The following is a 19,610-nucleotide window of genomic DNA, read 5'->3' as shown; positions in this document are numbered from 1 at the left end:
ACATCACCACTCCACTACTATAGTTAATAGCAGCTTCTATGCCAGTGTATCGACTGTTTGCCAACTAAGTTAAATCTTTTTTGCATGATCTTCATTTTCCAAGAGCTGCCCCATCATGGGGATGTCGATCAATGCACACATATGCTGTTTTACCGTGCCGGCCAACCAGGCACGTTTACTTCGTTCACCACGCCATTTTACATCTTCTGGCTCCAGAGTGATGGGTTGATTTACTTCATCAACTGCCAATCCCCAAGGCAGACCATCGATGGATACTACGTATTTTGCGCTCTCCAAAAAGGCATCATCATAGCGCTCAGGCATCACAAATTTGGCGGTATTAACCGTACGTATTTTACCCATCGGAGTAGGCTGCAACCCCATAAACCAGTCGGCCTGACCAAATAGCGGGGTTAGCTCATCGGTTAAAGGTTGGATCTGCCCCAATGCGATCAGAGGCACGGCCAAAGTCAGACCGGAAACCGAAAATAACAACACATCGAAGCGTTCCTGGGCCCAGCGAGGGCGACCATTATCAAGCCAAGCCAGTGATTGCATCAGCTCTTCTTCTGGTACAGAGTCAGCCTCCACCTCTACTGACTGCTCTACCTCTACAATCTCTTCGACTGCAACGGTCGGTTCGATCTCGGTGACCGCTTCCTTAACGTACGCATCGACCACAGGCCTGGTTTCAGTCTGTGTTTTTGTTTGTACCGGTGCTGATGACAACAAGCGGGCTAATTTGGCCTTGGCCTGAACCTCTTTATCCCTTTGCTTTTCCTGAAAACTCAGCTCTGGAGGATCTGCTTTGGGTTCTTCGATCTTCTTGGGCTGCGGGCGAGGCTCCTCTGCAGCATTGACGGAGGAATCCAGCAGCAGATCATCAAAATAGTGCTGCAAACTGTCCTGTGGCGTTTCGCTGGTCACAGCGGCATCCTCAACGCTTGCTCCGCCAGATAATTGGCTTGCCATTTCATCAGCGAACGATAGGCTTCAACCGCGCGACTGCCGGGCTCGAATAAATGGGGGGGGACACCGGCTTTACTGGCATCACGTAACTTGGTGTCCACCGGTATTTTCCCCGGCCAGACTCGATCGCTGTAGGTATTGCGAATAATTCTCAGGCTGCTGACTGAAGCCTGAGTACGGCGATCGAACATTGTAGGAACAATGATGTAGTCCAGTGGTTTCTTGCGTGAGCGACTCATCATCTCCAAGGTATGGGTCATCCGCTCTAGCCCTTTCAAGGACAAATGCTCAGTTTGTACAGGTACCAACAGCTGATCACAGGCAGCCAGGGCATTGATCATCAAAACCCCAACCAACGGTGGGCAATCAATCAATACCTGATCGTAACGATCGCGGATCATCGCCAGCGCCCGACCAATTACCAATCCCATACCGTCCTGCCCAATAGCCTGGCGCTCCAATGTAGCCAGAGCCGTTGAGGCCGGAATCAGGGATAGATTATCAAAAGGGGTGTCTACAATGCACTCATGCAACAGTTCCGGCGTCAAAGATTTACGCTCCTGAAACAGGGTAAACGTCGAATGACTGACAGTATCCGGGTCCTGCTTGAAATAACTGCTCAATGAACCGTGGGGATCAAGATCAATCAGCAACACGCGCTTCCCCTGTTCAGCACACAGGCCGCCCATGGTAACCGTGGTGGTGGTTTTACCGACGCCACCTTTTTGATTGGCAATGGTCCAGACTTGCAAGCAGAACTCCCGATGTATCTTTCAAATAGTTTTTATGTCAAAGTTTTGGCGCGATTCAAACTCACCAGGTTTTAACCGGATATAACGCAAATATCGTACCCAATCTGATACTCAGTTCGTTGTATGACTTACTCAGATCAATTCCTTGGCAAGTCGGGGTCGCTGGTAAACAGTAATCCGCCCTGTTTGGTTTCTACCGGTTTGATCTCACCAATGGGCGCCAGACGGTCACCAGATTGTTCCTCATCGGCGGTTTCGTCAGTATCATTCGATTCAATACCCAGCGCATCCGGCCGGGAATCAAGCAAAGGTACCTCTTCCAAATCACTGCCGCGGGCCAAGCCGGGTTGAGGGTAAGGTGCCGAGCTTTCAAACGCATCTTCGGGCTCAATAACCTGTTGGATATCTTCCGATGTCCTTACATTGGGGCGATCCACTTTTTCCCGGGTTATCATCAATACCACACGGCGGTTCTTGGCTCGCCCCTCTTCTGTGGCGTTATCGGCTACCGGCTGATGCTCGCCATAACCCACGGCAGATAAACGACGGGTGGGAATACCCTCTTCAGCCAGCAGGCGCACAATGGCTGCAGCACGAGCGGCAGATAACTCCCAATTACTGGGGAAACGGGAATTATTTATAGGGACATTATCCGTAAACCCTTCAACCTGAATCGGGTTATTGAATGGCTTCAGCATTTCAGCAATGTCGGCAAAAATGGCTTCAGCCTGTAAACTGGGTTCAGTCCCGCCGGACTCAAACAGAATGCTGGATTTCAATTCAATCTCCAGCCACATTTCATTGCCGTGCAGCAATATCTGCTCGTCATCTACCAAGTCCGTAAACTCTTCGCGAAAGTGACCGGTTAATTGGGGCAAGTCCGCCGATTTATCAAAGGGCCCATCACCAGCCTCCGGGCCCTGACCTTTTTCCAGCATATCCTCTGTGATCAAATGAATTGCATTTGGATCGATGGATAAGGTCGGATCCCCCACCTGTATAGGATTGATGGCCCTGTTTTTATCTACATTGAAGGCATCTACCATGGTTTCTGAAAGCACCCGGTATTTGCTCTCATTCACCTGAGAGATGGAGTACATAACCACAAAAAAAGCGAACAACAGCGTAATAAAGTCTGCATAAGAGACCAGCCATCTTTCATGATTCACACTGATTTCAACGGGGCGTCTTCTGGGCATAACAGAGCCTCAATCCCTGAATCAGGGTAAATACCCATTGAGTTTCATTTCAATGGAGCGAGGGTTTTCACCTTCAGCAATGGCAATAATGCCTTCAATGATCATTTCACGATATTGGGCTTGTTCGTGAACACACATTTTTAACTTGTTGGCCACAGGTAACAAAAACAGGTTGGCAAACGCAACGCCATAAATAGTTGCCACAAAAGCGATGGCAATACCCGGCCCCAGTTCATTGGGATCGGCCAGATTGCGCATGACATGGATCAGCCCCATTACCGCACCGATGATGCCAATGGTGGGAGAGTATCCACCCATGGATTCATAGAAACGCACCGAGTCCAAATCCCGCTGTTCCTGAATCACCAATTCGGTTTCCATTACCCGGCGAATTGATTCAGGCTCACTGCCATCAACCAGTAACTGTAACCCCTTGCGCGCAAACGGATCTTTCTCGGTTTCGGCAATCGTCTCCAATCCAAGTAAGCCCTCTTTTCTCGCTGCAACAGACCAACGCACGACTCTGGAGAGGCCATCCTGAAACATATTGGCCGGGGGCTTAAAGACCCAGGGGAAAACTTCCAGGGCTCGGCGCAGCTGCGACCATGGAGTTTGCAGCAGAGCCGCACCCACGGTGCCACCGATGACAATCAATGCAGCGGGGCCATTGATCAGTGATTGCAGCGTGCCTCCCTCGATAAAATTACCACCGATCAGCGCGGCAAAACCGAGGATTACCCCTATGATGCTTAAAATATCCATATCAATTCAGCTCTTTCGCCAACTTGGGGCCAATATCTTTCAGTGATAAAACCTGGTCGGTAAGATTAGCCCGGGCTACAGCCATGGGCATGCCGTAGATAACACAACTGGCTTCATCCTGCCCCCAGATGGTAGCGCCCCGCTGTTTCAACAAGCGAGCACCTTCACAACCATCAGAGCCCATCCCGGTTAATACGATCGCCAGCACCTCGGCGCCATAGGCATTAGCAGCGGAACCAAATGTAATATCCACTGAAGGTTTGTAGTTGGTGCGATCATCTCCTGGTAAAATTTTTACCGAGTTCCGCCGGTCTATCATCATCTGCTTGCCACCCGGAGCCAGTAAAGCCAGTCCCGGACGTAACGAATCACCATCCTCAGCTTCTTTTACCTGAATCTGGCATTGGCGATTAAGCCGCTCGGCAAACGCTTTAGTAAAGTTTTCCGGCATATGCTGGGTCAGCACGATGGGCAAGGGAAAGTTGGAAGGCAATTTGGTCAGGACATCCGTTAAAGCCACTGGCCCACCCGTTGATGCACCAATGGCAACCAGTTTGAGCGAGGCTTTATTCAGAGGTTTAGTTCTCGCCGGGCGATAGTTTTCAGACTGCGCTGAGGATAAGTCAGTGCGAGCGCCCTTACTGAGGCTGCCTGAATCCCTTGAGAGTGAGCTTTTACCGCGAACATCTTGGGTCGATCGCTCTGACGTCGTTTTGGTGGTTGCCGGCTTTTCCGCTGGGGCCAAGCGCACCTTGGGTCGGGATGCTGCACTGCTTGCACCCTTAGCAATCGAAAGTAATCGGTTGTGTAACTTTTTCTTCAGTGCTTCGGAGTTTTTGGAAATTTCCGCAAAGTTTTTCGGCAGAAAATCCACCGCCCCCGCCTCCAGAGCGTCCAGCGTGGTTTTAGCACCCTCATAAGTCAAAGATGAGAACATCATGATTGGCACGGGACGATCCGCCATAATCTGGCGAATGGCAGAAACACCGTCCATTACCGGCATTTCATAATCCATGGTAATCAGATCAGGTTTGAGCTCTTTGGCTTTATCAACCGCTTCCCGGCCATTGGATGCCACGCCGATCACATTGAGATCCGGGTGATCATTCAACATTTCAGTCAGACGGTGCTGAAAGAAATGGGAGTCATCAACAATCAGAACATCAAGAGGCATTATGCAACCTCCCGATCAGTCATCAGATAATCTACGATATGAAAATCAAACGTGAAAGTCAGGCCCAACCCACCGATCAGACCTGTGGCAATGTGGTTATTAGCTGCGCTGCCCCGAGAAATGGATACCATGAAAAACCCGCTTATTATTTTCTAACACGACACCCCTCATCAGGTGTGTCCTGCATAGCGCTTGAGCATGCTGGGCACGTCAAGAATCAAGGCTATGGTACCATCTCCAGTAATAGTTGCACCGGCCATTCCCGGTGTTCCCTGCAACATTTTACCCAGAGGCTTGATCACCACCTCTTCCTGACCAATTAACTGATCCACAACAAAGCCAACTCGCTGGGTTCCCACAGAAACAATAACCACATGGGCTTCTTCTGGCGTTGGGTTAGCCGCACCACCATGAACCAACCAGCGTTTCAGATGGAAAATGGGCACAGCCTTTTCTCGAACCGAGACACATTCCTGACCATCGACAATGTTGGTCTGGGTCAAATCCATATGGAAAATTTCGTTCACACTGACCAAAGGTAATGCGAATGTCTGTTTGCCCAACATAATCATCAGAGTCGGCATAATAGCCAGAGTCAAAGGCACCTTGATACTGATACGCGTACCTTCACCCATCACCGAATCGATTTCGATCGAACCATTGAGTTGGGTAATTTTGGTTTTAACCACATCCATGCCGACACCACGGCCGGACACATCGGAAATTTCTTTCTTGGTGGAGAAGCCCGGCGCAAAGATCAGGGCAAAAGCCTCGTTGTCCGGCAGTCTTGCGGCAGCGTCTTCGTCCAGAACGCCCTTCTCAACAGCAATGGCTCGCAATTTATCCGGATCCATACCACCACCATCATCAGTGATGGACAGCAGGATGTGATCGCCTTCCTGTTCTGCTGCCAGAATGACCTTACCCACTCTGGATTTACCCTTGGCTTCGCGATCAGCCGGCAATTCGATACCATGATCCACCGAGTTGCGAACCAAATGCACCAGAGGATCGGCCAGAGCCTCAACCAGGTTTTTATCCAGATCCGTCTCTTCACCCTGAAGCTCAAGGTTAATTTCTTTCTTCAGGTTACGAGCCAAGTCGCGTACAACCCGAGGGAAACGACCAAATACTTTTTTGATGGGCTGCATCCGGGTCTTCATGACCGAGGTTTGCAGATCGGCCGTCACCACATCAAGATTGGCAACAGCTTTTGACAGGGATTCATCATTGCCCTTCATTCCCAAGCGAACCAGACGGTTGCGAACCAAAACCAGCTCACCCACCATATTCATGATGTCATCAAGACGTTGGGTATCTACCCGGACCGTGGTCTCACCGGCAGGTGCAGGGGCCTGCTGTCCACCGCCATCTCTGGCACCACCACGCGCAGCCTTGGGCTTACTGTCTTTCTTGGCTGCAGCGCCTTTGTCTGCAGCAGGCTCAGGTTTCTTGGCTGCTGGCTTGGCAGCAGGTGGGGTTGGCGATTTAGCAGCCGGGGCAGCGGCGGCAGCTGGCTCTGCAGCTTTATCGCTACCAGGCGCTTTGCCCTTGCCATGAAGCTGATCCAGAAGAGCATCAAATTCATCTTCCGTGATCAGATCATCGCCACCCTTGGCGGCAGGCTTCGGTGCCTCAGCAGCCGGCTGACCAGCTCCGGGGCCTTTACCCTTACCGTGTAATTCGTCGAGCAGAGCTTCAAATTCATCTTCACTGATTTCGTCACTATCAGAAGCAACCTTGGGAGCCGGGGCCGCAGCAGCCGGGGCTTGGGCCTCTTCGCCGGCACCGGGGCCTTTACCCTTGCCATGCAGCTCATCAAGCAAGGCTTCAAATTCATCTTCAGTGATTTCATCGCTGTCGGATGCAGTCGGCGTAGCAGCAGGCTCGGCAGCCGCTGGCGCTGTAGCCGATGCATCATCATCGCTTATGGCATCCAATAATTCTTCAAATTCTGAGTCGGTGATATCGCCTTCACCCTGTCCAGTACCCAGTGACGAAGGTGCCGCTTCAGCTTCAGGAGCAGCTGCTTCGGGCGTAGGTGCTTCAGCGGCAGGAGCGCCACCTTCAGCAAGATCTTCACAGGAGACCAGACGCTCGAGCTGAGCAATCAATTCAGGGGGGCGCGGTATCCACATCAACACGCTGAGATACCTGCTCAAATTGACCATTAACTGTGTCCAGAGCCTGCAGTACAACATCCATCAGCTCTGCGGTCACTTCCCGCTTGCCGTTACGAAGAATATCAAACAGGTTTTCAGTTACATGGCAGCACTCAACCATCTCGTTGAGCTGCAGAAAACCGGCACCGCCTTTTACGGTGTGAAACCCTCTAAAGATGGCATTGAGCAGATCCTTATCATCAGGCTGCTGCTCCAGATCGACCAGCTGCTCTGACAACTGCTCCAGAATTTCACCAGCCTCTACCAGGAAATCCTGCAGAATATCTTCGTCATCTCCGAAACCCATCAATGGCTCCTCAGCAGTAAAACTTTATTCAGAAACCCAGACTTGAAAGCAAGTCATCCACTTCGTCCTGGCCAGAGACACAATCGTCCCTCTCTTCGGCATGGATCTGTGGTCCCTCGGCCTCAACTACCTTTTCAGTATCGGCCTCTGCTTCTGTATCGGCAGGCTCAACCAAACCTGTAATTTCTTCTACCTGTCCGGCAATTCTCACCAAATCAACCAAGCTGGACTCAACGTCACGGATCAGCCCAATCACTTTGGTCAGCACCTGACCGGTCAGATCCTGAAAGCCCTGCTCCAGAATAATGTCCTGAAGATTTTGGTTGAGTTCGTTGCTGCCTGCTTCCATTTCGCCAAAGAAGGTATCAATGCGCTTGTAGACTTCACGAAATTCTTCAGCCGTCATTTCACGACTTTTCAAACGCGCCCACTCTTTTTTCAATTTTCCGGCTTCTTCACCAAGACTCAAAGCTATGGGAGCCGACGCTTCCACCTTGTCCATGGTTTTGTCTGCCGCATTTTGAGTGGTTTCGATCACATAGTTGAGGCGATCGGAAGCGTCCTTGATTTCAGAACTGGTGATATCGGGGGGTTCGCTGGTTAAATCGCCATCCACATTAAAGTTAACGATGGCGCTATGCAGGCCTCGGGTCAGCTGGCCAACCGCGGTGAATATATTTCTGTCTCTGACCTCGATCAGTTTCTGGATAACCAGAGAGGCGCCTTCCATATCATCACTGGAGAGCTTCTCAGACAATAACTTGGCACATTCCTGAAGCTCGCCAATGAACTCCTGGTTGTTATGCAACTCGGATTTGTATTCCATCACCAAGCCTTTTTTATAATTTATTGAGGTTTAAACGCGGTCAAAGATCTTCTCAATCTTTTCCTTCAAGGCAGCAGCAGTAAACGGCTTGACAACATAGCCATTCACACCTGACTGAGCGGCCTCAATAATCTGGTCTCGCTTGGCTTCAGCGGTCACCATGAGAACGGGCAAGGAGGACAGTTTTTCGTCTGCGCGCACTTCTTTCAGCAGATCAATACCGGTCATGCCTGGCATATTCCAGTCCGTAACCAGAAAGTCAAAGTCGCCACTGCGCAACATAGGCAACGCCGTGAGACCATCATCCGCTTCTTGAGTGTTGGTAAAACCCAGATCACGCAGTAAGTTTTTAATAATCCTTCTCATTGTCGAAAAATCATCAACAATCAGGATTTTCATATTTTTATCCAATGCTACCTCGCCTCCCTCATTTGGGACCCGTTTACTAATTAGTCTAGTCGCTGGTACACCTGAGGCCAGTTTTTACCTCAGTCAGCACCTTTTATAAGCAAATACAACCATCTGCCTATCTATGCATTCAAAACGGCGCAGAACTTAACCATAAAAAGCATCAGGGTCAATTCTGTTCTCGCCAATCGGACAGGCGTCCACGCAATCTCAGCGCCGCCTGGCTGTGAATCTGACTGACCCGAGATTCACTTACTCCAATAATCTGGCCTATTTCTTTTAAATTCAACTCTTCGTCATAGTACAGAGCCAAAACCAGTCTTTCTCTTTCCGGTAACTGGGTTATCGCCTGAGCCAGAGATTGCTTTAATGATTCTCTCTGAAAACCATCAAACGGGGATACAAACGGCATACTGACACTGTCGCCAGAACTGTAACCATCATCATCGCCGTAAGATTCTTCAAAACTGAACAGACGACTGGAAGCGGAATCGGCCAACATGGCATGATAATCACTCAGCTCAACGCCCAACTCTTCGGCCACTTCCTGATCGGTAGCATCGCGGCCCAATCTGCCCTCTACAGCATTGATGGCATCAGACACCCGCCGGGCATTGCGGTGTACCGAGCGCGGTACCCAATCACCTCGCCGCATCTCATCGACTATGGAGCCGCGAATCCTGATACCCGCATAGGTTTCGAAACTGGCACCTCGGGAAGCATCGTATTTCTGTGCTGCTTCCAACAATCCCACCATTCCTGCCTGAATCAAATCTTCCACCTGAACACAGGCTGGCATCCTTACCATCATGTGGTGGGCAATACGTTTTACCAGTGGCGCATATTCCTCGACGTTTATCTCCGGAGAGGATTGCTGCATGTCATCGTACATAGCAAGACCGTCTGCCATACCCATAATTAATACCCTGCATTAGCCGTCTGCAAAAGTCGCTCAACAAAAAACTCCAGGTGACCTCGCGCGGCACGCGGCAACGGCCATTGATCCACTTTCTCGGCAATGCCGCGGATAGCCTGTGCTGCCTTACAGGACGGTGCATACTCCAGCAAAGCTTTTTGCCGTTGCACCGACTTCCGGACATTTTCATCAAAGGGCACATTGCCCACATACTGCAGGGAAACATCCAGAAAGCGTTCGCACACCATATTGAGCTTATTGTATAGCTGCTGTCCTTCCTGAGCTGTGCGCGTCATATTGGCCACAACCCGGAAACGGAACAGATCATATTCGGTATTCAACAGTTTGATCAGGGCATAGGCATCCGTGATGGAAGATGGCTCATCGCAAACCACAACCAACACTTCCTGAGCCGCCCGTACAAAACTCACTACCGTATCGGTAATGCCCGCGGCGGTATCGACGATCAATACATCCAGCTGATTATCCAGCTCACTGAAAGCATTGATCAATGCCCCGTGCTCCTGAGGACCAAGACTGGCCATCTGTTGCATACCGGAAGAAGCCGGAACAACTTTAATACCGGCCGGACCTGTCACCATAATGTCGTTAAGGGAGCACTGACCACTGAGGACATCCGACAAATTTTTATCTGCCTTCAGACCCAGCAAAACATCGATGTTTGCCAGCCCAAGATCGGCATCCATTAACACTACCCGGCGACGCATTTCCGCCAGGGCTATGCCCAAATTGACGGATATATTGCTTTTGCCTACTCCACCTTTACCACCGGTAACGGCTATCACCTGGACTGGACGCGAAGGACTCATCGACGCTATCTCTCCTGACCTAATTACATTATTTCTACTTATCTGTCACAGCTATAAAAAAGCCATAACTTGTTGCCCTGAGGCTACTGCTTTGCTGCCTTACGGCGAGCAGGGATGTTCGACATCCCAGTATAGTTGTTCCTATACCACTTGAGGAGTCCGGCGCCATATTAAGTGCGCCAACCCGTCTATTACTTAACCATTTAGATGGCACCCTGAGCATACACTTGGCCATCTTTTAACAAGGACACCGCTCTGGCAACCAGTTGGTGTCCTTTGGCAACGTGCAAATCCTGCGGAATTTCCTGGCCATCGGTGGTGTAGAAAACCGGTAATTGATGCTCCATGATCACACTCAAGGCATCCCCCAGACTCGCCGTATCGTCAAGTTTGGTCACAATACAACCGGCCAGTTTCTCCGGATTGTGGGAATGTACCGCCGCTTTCAACGTCTGGTACTGACTGTTACTCGCCATCACCAACAACGTCTGCACCTCAGGAATATCCTTAATCACCTGCAACTGCTGCTTCAACATGGACTCACCACTGCGGAAACCGGCGGTATCAATCAACACCAGAGGACAATGTTTAAGGCTACGCAATACCGCAGGCAGATCGCTGTTGTCATCCACTACTTTTACCTGAACGCCCAAAATGCGCCCCAGCGAACGCAACTGCTCCTGAGCCGCCAATCGATAAGTATCGGTCGTCACCAGAGTCACATTTTGTGCGCCATGCTCCAATACATAACGGGCCGCCAATTTGGCCAGAGTTGTGGTTTTCCCCACGCCGGTAGGTCCAACCAGAGCGAAAACGCCACCGTTCATAACCCGATCTGAGGAATTGGCGGGCAATTCACGGGACAGCATCGTCAAAGCTTCAGTCCAGGCATCCTGAACGTTATTGCAAGATCGCAACTGGGAAGCCAACTCCTGAGCCAGCTCTTCGGCCACACCCATTTGTTGCAAGCGACGCAGGACAGCTGACTGAGCAGGACTGTCAAACTTGGGCGCGCGTGCAATTCGATTTAACTGTTGCTCCAGAAGCAGGCGCATATCAGCCAGTTCGCTCTGCAAGGAATCCAGCTTCTGCTGCTGGCGCTCGGCATCGCGCTCACGCATGGCAAGATCCCGCTCTCGCCTGGCATCTTCCTCATAATTATTTGGGCGAGTTGGCTGTTTCACCGCCATGGCCCGAGTATTCTCTGAATGAAAGGCCGACTGATCTGCCGGGGCAGCAGGAGCCGCTGAGGCAAAAGCCTCCTGAGATATCTGTGCCATAGGTTCACGCATCTGAGCAATCGGTTGTTCCATGGCCGCATTGGCTTTTTTAGAGGCCAACATACGATTGCGGGCATTCTCAATTTCCTGCGCCAATTGCTCCGGGGTTTTACCGGAGGCCAAACCACGGGACTGATCAATTTCAGGGGAAAAAGCCGGACGAGGTGGGATTGTTTCAGGGAATGCCTCCATGCCACTGTGTCCGGTACCAATAATTCTGTCAGCGTTATCAGCCATCGCCTTTTCTGCAATCACCTGATCACGCCAGGAACCGTCGCTGTTCATAGGCACGTCAACACCATCAACCGGTGTATCTACCGGCAAAGGCTGTTTGGGATCGTCAGCCGGAGGCTCGAAACTGGTCAGAATCTCCACACCCTGCTTAATGCGACGACTGGATAGAATCACTGCATCGGGACCCATTTCCTGTCGTACGAGCTCTAAGGCCCGGCGCATATCTGCGGCTACGAAACGTTTAACTGACATCTTGTTACCCTCCACCATCAGCCCTTTTGACTGAAGCATTACCTTTAAATATTGGTTTTACTGGTGTTTTTATTGTTGTTAACAGCGCCCTAAAAGCGCTTAGCTATTGTTAACCGCCGACTGTCGCGTCCACGGTAACCTGTTTGTTGTCCGGAATTTCCGTGTAGGCCAGTACAGCCATATCCGGCAAGCTGAAGCGGACAAACTTGGACATCAGCATGCGTATTGGCTCAGCCACAAGCAGTACCACTGGTTTACCGACCATCTCCTGCTTCTGTGCCGCATCCACCAGGGACTGCTGCAACTTCTCGGCCAGACTCGGCTCAATAAAGCCGGAATCAACGCCAGCTTTTTGTGCCTGCCTCATACTCTTCAGCAATAACTGTTCCAATCCGGCCTCCAGAGTAATAACCGGTATATCCTGCTCCTGACCCACGATGTTCTGTACGATCTGGCGGGATAGAGCGGTCCGAGCCATGGAAATTAACGCGTCAGGATCTTGACTCTTGCCTCCATCGGCGGCCAGTGCTTCAGCGATGGTGCGCATATCGCGAACCGACACCTTCTCCTTCAGCAAGCCCTGCAAGACTTTCAACAAGGTATTGAGCGTCACGGTATTGGGCACCAATTCTTCAACCAACTTGGGTGAATTCTCAGCCAATTTATCCAGTAAGGTTTGTACGTCTTCATGACCCAGCAGCTCGTAGGAGTGCTGCTGCAAAATCTGATTGATATGAGTGGCCACCACCGTACTGACATCAACCACGGTATAACCCAGTGTCTGTGCCTGATCTTTCTTGTCTGGATCAATCCATACCGACTCCAGACCAAAGGCCGGGTCCACAGTGGCGATTCCGTCAATCGCGCCAAACACCTGCCCGGGGTTGATAGCGAGATCTTTATCGGGATACACCTCAGCTTCGCCCAGTGAGACACCCATCAGACTGATGCGATAGGCGTTGGGACTGAGATCCAGATTGTCACGAATATGAACCGAGGGAATCAGGAAGCCAACGTCCTGTGACAGCTTTTTACGAACCCCTTTGATACGACCCAGTAATTCACCGCCCTGAGCTTTATCCACCATTGGAATCAGGCGGTAACCCACTTCGAGCCCAACAACATCCACAGGCAATACGTCGTCCCAGCCGATTTCAGAAGACTCCTCACTGGTCACCTCTCCCTCATGGGTAATGGCACCGGCAGGGCCGCCGCCAGCAGGTACCATGGCGTTGCCCGGACCCGCGGGGCCCGAACCACCCACACCCTGCTCTTCGCGTTGTTTCTTGTAGTGAATAAAGATGGCAAAACCGGCGGCAATAAGCGCCAGCCCCAAAAAAGACACATGCGGCATTCCCGGGATCGATCCCATAATAAACAGGATAAGCGCAGCAACACCGAGAGCCTTGGGTGAATCAAACATCTGGTTCATCACCTGATTGCGCATATCTTCAGAACTGTTAACGCGAGTCACCATAATGGCGGCAGCAGTCGACAATAGCAGCGAGGGAATTTGAGCCACCAGACCATCACCGATGGTCAGCAAAATGTACTTCTCCAGCGCGTCCTGAAACTCCAGATCGTGCTGCACCATACCCACAATCAGGCCACCAATAATATTCAGCACCAGAATCAGAATCCCGGCGACAGCATCACCCCGGACAAACTTACTGGCACCGTCCATCGCCCCGTAAAAGTCTGCTTCCGCCGCTACATCTTCACGCCGGGTACGGGCCTCATCCTGATCAATCAGGCCCGCGTTAAGATCCGCATCAATCGCCATCTGTTTACCGGGCATCGCATCCAGAGTAAAACGCGCACTCACTTCAGAGATCCGGCCGGCACCTTTGGTCACCACCACAAAGTTGATGATCATCAGGATAATAAAGATCACCAGACCCACGGCGTAATTACCGCCAATCACCACTTCACCGAAGGCCTGAATCACTTTACCCGCTGCGTCTCCGCCCTGATGACCTTCCAGCAAAACCACGCGGGTTGATGCCACGTTCAGCGCCAGACGCAATAAGGTTGCCACCAGCAGAATCGTTGGGAACACCGCAAAATCAAGAGGACGGAGGGTATAGATACCCACCAGCAATACCACAATGGCCAGTGCGATATTGAAGGAAAAGAATAAATCGAGAAGAAATGGCGGCACGGGCAGCGTCATCATGCCCAGAATCATCAACAGCAAAATGGGGATACCCAGATTACCGCGACCGGCACCACGAATACCTTCCATTGCCTGCTTGCGGTCAATAGTGGAGGCGTATTGCCGGAAATCGTTTAATGCTTGAAATGCCATAGGTGTATGCTTTTTTGACGCCGTTTATTGTTAAACAGCACTTCTGCAAAAAGCGCACCTACTTTGCCACAAAGCGGCAAAAAATTTCCTCTTACGAACAGACAGCCATCATAAAGAGCAAACAGAAGCCAGACCGAACAGAAAACAGACAGGCATCATCTAAAGTCCCAATGCAGACTTTTCAATGCGCGCCAATTCTCCGGCAACCAGACTGCTGATATAAAGATATTGATCGTCTTCTGAAGCCCCGGTTGTCAGCGGATAATGTGCCTCAGGGTCCTGCAAGTTTTGAACAATTCGCCCGGAACCATCAATGGCCAGCACATGCCCATAGAGCTTGGCTTTTGGCCGCACCCAGGCCGGTAGACGTTGTACTACTTTCCTGGCAAAGGGCTTGTCGGCCAGATTATCCAACAGAGCAATTCTGGGAGAGGTGAAGCCAAGCCAGTAGCGACCATCCTGCCCTGCCAGAATATTGTCAGGAAAACCCGGCAGGTTATCGATCAGAATTTCACTGTTACCGGCCTTCTCCCCTTTGAGCCAGTGTTTCCAGACCCGGTACTCCGAGGTTTCATTAACCAGGATAAATTCACCGTTGGAGTCGGTGGTGACGCCATTGGCAAAGCTCAACCCGGTCAAAACTTCGCGGGACGCGCCTGAAACCGGATCAAATTCCACCACCCGGCCGGTATAACCATGCTCAAGAATATCCACCAGACTGGCCTTATAGGTGTGCCCGTAAGCCTTGGCTGAAAAGCGCGCCGTGGAATCAGATATGTACAGCTTGCCATTGGCCGCCAGAACCAGATCGTTAGCATACAACAGGGGCTTACCCGCCACTTCGCTCAATACCAGCGTCTGTTCACCCTCAGCGGTAATGTGGAAGACCCCGGTAAACGCATCGGCCACCCAAAACCCATCGCTGTTATCCCAGGTAATTCCCAATGGCCGCCCCGGTAATTTCACCCAGCGCTCGGGCTGGGCTTGGCCGGGTGACCAACGCAGAATCCAGCCCTGCTCGGTCGTTGCGTAGACCCGACCATCGCGACCAACAACCACGCCCTCGGGACCGGTCAAACCGTCCATTAACATGGGTTCGTAATCCGCCAGAACCCGATTGGGTAAATATTTACCACGATATTCTGGGGCCTCAGGGGCCTGCCAGCTGATTGGTTCAACCACCACAGGCCAGCTCAAAAAGTAAACCAGAACACTGAGCAGCGACAACAACATCAATTGTTTCAACATAGCGAGCCTAAAGAATCAGTTTACGGGTCATATTGCATATCTTTGGGTACATCGATATTGCGTGGATACACCGGCATCTCACCAACGCCCTGCTTGTAGTTGCGCAGTTGAAATACGTAAGCCAATACCTGAGCAACCGCCATGTAGAGACCGCCGGGAATTTCGCCATCAACATCCGTCGTGTGGTAGATGGCTCGGGCCAGTACCGGAGACTCCATGATTTGAATGTCGTGCTCATTGGCGACTTCACGAATTTTCAAGGCGAAATGATCAACACCCTTAGCCACCATAATTGGGGTTTCCATGGTGGCAGGATCGTATTTCAAGGCTACGGAAAAGTGGGTCGGGTTGGTAATTACTACATCGGCCTCGGGCACCGACTGCAACTGACGGTTGTTGGCCATCTCCCGCTGCAGTTGGCGAATACGCCCTTTCACTTCAGGCTTGCCTTCGGTGTCCTTCATTTCATCCTTGATATCCTGACGGGATATTCTCAGTTTCTTGGTGTTGTCGTGGATCTGAAACGGGATGTCCACCATGGCAATCAGAATGGTCACCGCCGACAGGGCGATGGCCGCCCAACCGGACAGCTTCATGGACTCGACCACCGCTGGGAAAGGTGTCATCAACGCCAGTTCCAGAATATCCTGCTGCATACTCATCAACAGCACAATGGCCAGCGCCAGAATCACCAAAACCTTGGCTACTGCCTTGACCAATTCCATCAACCCCTTGGTGCCAAACATTCGTTTGAGACCTTCCAGCGGGTTCATTCGACTGGCTTTCGGCGCCATGGCTTTGGTACTCCAGAGCCACCCACCTAAAGCAATGGGCCCCAAAATGGCTGCCAGAAACAGAATCGCAAACAAAGGCAGCAGCATAATCATGCCATCGGCCATGGAATCTGTGAGATGGGAAATCATCAGATTGGTATCAAAGGCTGCATCGCGTTCGAGAATAAAATTAAAGCGAATAATATTGGACAGGGTTTCAGCCATAAAAGGACCGAACACAACCAGACCCACCGTGCCAGCCAATAGGATGGCGGTGGTAGTCAGCTCCCGCGATCGGGGAATCTGGCCTTCTTCACGCGCCTTTTCTAGACGCCGTGCCGTGGGCTCTTCTGTTTTTTCCTGACTGTCGTCGTTTTCGGCCATTACGGCACTCCCAGCAGGTGGTGTACGAAGTTGAACCCTTCTTCAACAAAGGTTTGGAAGTTGGGTAAAAAGCTGGCCTGCCCTACCCACATCAAAAACAGACCAAACACCAGAGTGATCGGGAAACCCACCGCAAACACGTTCATTTGTGGTGCAGAGCGACTCATCACACCAAAGGCGAGATTGACCACCAACAGAGCCGTCAGCAAAGGCAAGGCAATCAATAAGGCCCGACTGAATAGCCAACTGCCACTGGCAGCAATGTTCCAAAAATCCTGAGCAGACAACCCCTGCTGCGAAATGGGCAAAGTGGTAAAGCTGCTGACGATCAGCTCTATCACTGCCAGATGGCCGTTCACACTTAAAAATAACAGGGTAGTCATCACCAGATAATACTGAGACAACACCGTCACGGTGACACCGTTAGCCGGGTCGTTCATGGACGCAAAGCCAAGACCCATCTTCATCGCCACCACCTGCCCGGCCAACACAAACACCTGAAAAACCACCTGCAGGAAGAACCCCACAGCCAGGCCTATGACCACCTGTTGTAACACGATCATCAGACTGGACAATGACATCAATTCCACTTGCGGCATGGGGGGGCAAAAGAGGCACAACAATAAGCGTCAGCATCGCCGCCAGCAGAATCCGAATTCGAGCGGTTACCACCTTGGTACCCAAAATCGGCATGGCCATAAACAGCGCGGAAATACGAACCAGAGGCCAGAAATAACGCCCCACAAACTCCATTATATTGTTGTCGGTCAGCTCCCACATAAGTGCTATCGCCTTTTGACCTTAACCAATCAGAATGGGAATTCGATGAAACAGATCGGAGAACAAATCCATGAATTTGGTGAGCAGCCAACCACCGGCAAACATGATGGTCCCCAGAGTAATCAGCAACCGGGGCAAAAAACTGAGGGTCTGTTCATTAATCTGGGTGGCTGCCTGAAACATACTGACCAACAAGCCAACGGCAAGGCTTGGGCCAACGATCAAAGCCACCATCAATACCGTCAGATAAAAGGCATTGCCAAGCAAATCCATTACCACTTCGGGTTCCATATCAATCCCCCTTAGCCATAACTCGCCGCCAGAGTACCAACGATCATCGCCCAGCCATCAACCAATACAAACAACATCAGTTTAAAAGGCAGCGAGATAATCAGTGGCGATAGCATCATCATACCCATGGCCATCAATACACTGGCCACGACAATATCGATCACCAGAAACGGAATGAATATGATAAAACCGATCTGAAACGCGGTTTTCAATTCCGATGTTACAAAAGCCGGAATCAGAATATTCATAGGCACCTGTTCCGGGCCCTGAATATCCCTGCGATCAGCCAGCTCTATAAACAGGTCCAGATCGTTTTCCCGAGTCTGAGCCAGCATAAATTCATGAAACGGGCGCGTCGCGCGATCAAAGGCTTCTCGAGAACCAATCTCTTCATTGATATAAGGTTGCAGAGCCTGTTGGTTCACCTTCTCGAATACCGGTGCCATGATAAAGAACGTCAAAAACAGCGTCAGCCCGATCAATATCTGATTGGAAGGTGACTGCTGCAATCCCAGAGCCTGACGCAAAATGGCAAAAACAATGATGATACGGGTAAAGGAGGTAAGCATCATCAGCAGTGCCGGCAGTAGTGTCAGCACTGTCATGATCGCCAGGATCTGCAGCGTTATGGTGTATTCCTGAGTGCCATCGGGGTTGGTTTGCACCGACATGGCCGGCAACCCCGGTAACGCTTTCAGTGGCAGCAGTTGCTCGGCAGGTTCAGCCAGTTGCGGTTCCGCTTGAGCAGACACCACTGGCGTATAAGCCGCCACGGCGAACACTACCAACAACTGCAATGCAATAAGGGCTAGATTTTTGGAGCTCAGATTAAATGGCAAACACAGTCTCACGACTTAACCCCGCCGCTGCCAATAATTTCTTTGATCTTTTTACCGAACTCAGAAAGCTCTTTAGGATCGTCACTGCTGACAACGGGTTCATCAAAGCTGTGCAGTGTATTGATCTGGTGAGCCGTAATACCCAGCAGCAATTGTTTGTCACCCACTTCAACAAGAGCAATTCGCTCCCGGGTTCCCAGAGGCATATTGGCCACCAATTTAATGTGCTGACTTCCTACCAGCGAACCATGGCCCATTTTTTTGAAAAACCAGGCCAGCGCAAAAATCATGGCCACCACAAACATCAGAGCAACAACAACCTGACCAATATGATCGCCGCTATTGATCACATCAGGCTTGGGCTTATCAGCAACCTGCGCCACGACTGAAACAGGCATTGCCGCAAACAATAAACAAACCAACTGCGCAAAGGTCGCTTGCACTGACATAACCGCTCCAGGCTTCGATTAACGCAGTCGCTTGATGCGCTCAGACGGGCTGATCACATCGGTCATGCGAATACCAAATTTCTCATTTACGACAACCACTTCACCATGGGCAATCAAGGTGCCGTTAACCAGAACATCCAGCGGTTCACCCGCCAATCGGTCCAGCTCAATGACCGACCCCTGATTCAATTGCAACAGGTTGCGAATGGTAATCGAGGTAGCACCGACTTCCATGGAAATGGTAACCGGAATATCCAGAATCGTGTCCAGATCGGGATTACCCTCTCCCGGCACAACCTGAGGCTCACTTGGGGCAAACTCTTCGAGTTCCACAGAACTGACATCGTCTATGGGATCTGATGCAGAATCTTCGGCCTCAGCCATGGCTGCCGCCCATTCATCGGCCATGGCATCCTGATTAACATCACCTTCTTCGCCGCCCATCAAATCGTCTTCATCACTCATAA

At 51.0% G+C, this 19,610-nt stretch carries 18 protein-coding genes and 1 pseudogene; all 19 read right to left on the bottom strand.

Translation table 11 applies throughout. From position 1 onward, the window contains the following. Positions 1-69: 69 nt before the first annotated feature. On the bottom strand, positions 70-927 hold the full coding sequence (locus tag ACPXV9_RS07300; protein WP_423895793.1) for a chemotaxis protein CheW: 858 nt from the start codon (positions 925-927) through the stop codon (positions 70-72). Next, entirely contained in the window at positions 924-1,721 is a 798-nt protein-coding gene (locus ACPXV9_RS07295; protein ID WP_423895792.1) for a ParA family protein, read from the bottom strand. Before ACPXV9_RS07295 ends, ACPXV9_RS07300 begins: the two co-directional genes overlap by 4 nt. Before the next feature lie 137 nt (positions 1,722-1,858). After that, on the bottom strand, positions 1,859-2,920 hold the full coding sequence (gene motD, locus ACPXV9_RS07290) for a flagellar motor protein MotD (protein WP_423895791.1): 1,062 nt from the start codon (positions 2,918-2,920) through the stop codon (positions 1,859-1,861). A gap of 21 nt (positions 2,921-2,941) precedes the next feature. Beyond that, the gene (locus ACPXV9_RS07285) at positions 2,942-3,682 is read right to left on the bottom strand and encodes a flagellar motor protein (protein WP_423895790.1); all 741 of its coding nucleotides are present in this window, start codon (positions 3,680-3,682) and stop codon (positions 2,942-2,944) included. 1 nt (position 3,683) lies between these two features. Beyond that, positions 3,684-4,856: a protein-glutamate methylesterase/protein-glutamine glutaminase gene (locus ACPXV9_RS07280; protein ID WP_423895789.1), complete on the bottom strand. Its 1,173-nt coding sequence runs from the start codon at positions 4,854-4,856 to the stop codon at positions 3,684-3,686. A gap of 170 nt (positions 4,857-5,026) precedes the next feature. Next, positions 5,027-7,325: pseudogene (locus ACPXV9_RS07275) on the bottom strand (chemotaxis protein CheA). A 28-nt stretch (positions 7,326-7,353) separates the two neighbouring features. Further along, on the bottom strand, positions 7,354-8,151 hold the full coding sequence (locus ACPXV9_RS07270) for a protein phosphatase CheZ (RefSeq protein ID WP_423895788.1): 798 nt from the start codon (positions 8,149-8,151) through the stop codon (positions 7,354-7,356). A gap of 30 nt (positions 8,152-8,181) precedes the next feature. Further along, positions 8,182-8,562 carry a chemotaxis response regulator CheY gene (cheY, locus tag ACPXV9_RS07265; RefSeq protein WP_423895787.1) on the bottom strand — a complete coding sequence of 127 codons (381 nt, stop codon included), beginning with the start codon at positions 8,560-8,562 and terminating at the stop codon, positions 8,182-8,184. Between the two features lie 166 nt (positions 8,563-8,728). Further along, positions 8,729-9,469: an RNA polymerase sigma factor FliA gene (locus ACPXV9_RS07260; RefSeq protein WP_423896036.1), complete on the bottom strand. Its 741-nt coding sequence runs from the start codon at positions 9,467-9,469 to the stop codon at positions 8,729-8,731. A gap of 8 nt (positions 9,470-9,477) precedes the next feature. Beyond that, positions 9,478-10,305, bottom strand: coding sequence for a MinD/ParA family protein (locus ACPXV9_RS07255; protein WP_423895786.1), 828 nt, complete (start codon positions 10,303-10,305; stop codon positions 9,478-9,480). A gap of 203 nt (positions 10,306-10,508) precedes the next feature. After that, positions 10,509-12,071 carry a flagellar biosynthesis protein FlhF gene (gene flhF, locus ACPXV9_RS07250; RefSeq protein ID WP_423895785.1) on the bottom strand — a complete coding sequence of 521 codons (1,563 nt, stop codon included), beginning with the start codon at positions 12,069-12,071 and terminating at the stop codon, positions 10,509-10,511. 109 nt (positions 12,072-12,180) lie between these two features. Next, positions 12,181-14,379, bottom strand: coding sequence for a flagellar biosynthesis protein FlhA (gene flhA, locus ACPXV9_RS07245; RefSeq protein ID WP_423895784.1), 2,199 nt, complete (start codon positions 14,377-14,379; stop codon positions 12,181-12,183). A 159-nt stretch (positions 14,380-14,538) separates the two neighbouring features. After that, a complete protein-coding gene (locus tag ACPXV9_RS07240; protein ID WP_423895783.1) occupies positions 14,539-15,627 on the bottom strand; it encodes an SMP-30/gluconolactonase/LRE family protein in 1,089 nt (362 codons plus the stop codon). Positions 15,628-15,647: 20 nt separating this feature from the next. Further along, positions 15,648-16,784 carry a flagellar biosynthesis protein FlhB gene (flhB, locus tag ACPXV9_RS07235; protein WP_423895782.1) on the bottom strand — a complete coding sequence of 379 codons (1,137 nt, stop codon included), beginning with the start codon at positions 16,782-16,784 and terminating at the stop codon, positions 15,648-15,650. Continuing rightward, on the bottom strand, positions 16,784-17,365 hold the full coding sequence (gene fliR, locus ACPXV9_RS07230; RefSeq protein ID WP_423895781.1) for a flagellar biosynthetic protein FliR: 582 nt from the start codon (positions 17,363-17,365) through the stop codon (positions 16,784-16,786). Before fliR ends, flhB begins: the two co-directional genes overlap by 1 nt. A 220-nt stretch (positions 17,366-17,585) precedes the next feature. After that, on the bottom strand, positions 17,586-17,855 hold the full coding sequence (gene fliQ, locus ACPXV9_RS07225; RefSeq protein ID WP_423895780.1) for a flagellar biosynthesis protein FliQ: 270 nt from the start codon (positions 17,853-17,855) through the stop codon (positions 17,586-17,588). Between the two features lie 11 nt (positions 17,856-17,866). Beyond that, positions 17,867-18,694 carry a flagellar type III secretion system pore protein FliP gene (fliP, locus tag ACPXV9_RS07220; protein WP_423895779.1) on the bottom strand — a complete coding sequence of 276 codons (828 nt, stop codon included), beginning with the start codon at positions 18,692-18,694 and terminating at the stop codon, positions 17,867-17,869. A gap of 8 nt (positions 18,695-18,702) precedes the next feature. Beyond that, positions 18,703-19,143 (bottom strand): flagellar biosynthetic protein FliO, encoded by a 441-nt coding sequence (fliO, locus tag ACPXV9_RS07215; RefSeq protein ID WP_423895778.1) that lies wholly within the window; start codon positions 19,141-19,143, stop codon positions 18,703-18,705. 18 nt (positions 19,144-19,161) lie between these two features. After that, the gene (gene fliN / locus ACPXV9_RS07210) at positions 19,162-19,608 is read right to left on the bottom strand and encodes a flagellar motor switch protein FliN (protein WP_423895777.1); all 447 of its coding nucleotides are present in this window, start codon (positions 19,606-19,608) and stop codon (positions 19,162-19,164) included. Between the last annotated feature and the right edge of the window lie 2 nt (positions 19,609-19,610).

Source organism: Candidatus Pelagadaptatus aseana (genome assembly GCF_040362265.1).
GTDB lineage: Bacteria > Pseudomonadota > Gammaproteobacteria > Pseudomonadales > Cellvibrionaceae > Pelagadaptatus > Pelagadaptatus aseana.
The sequence above is the reverse complement of the archived record's forward strand: the minus strand, read 5'-3'. Positions and strand labels throughout refer to the sequence as shown.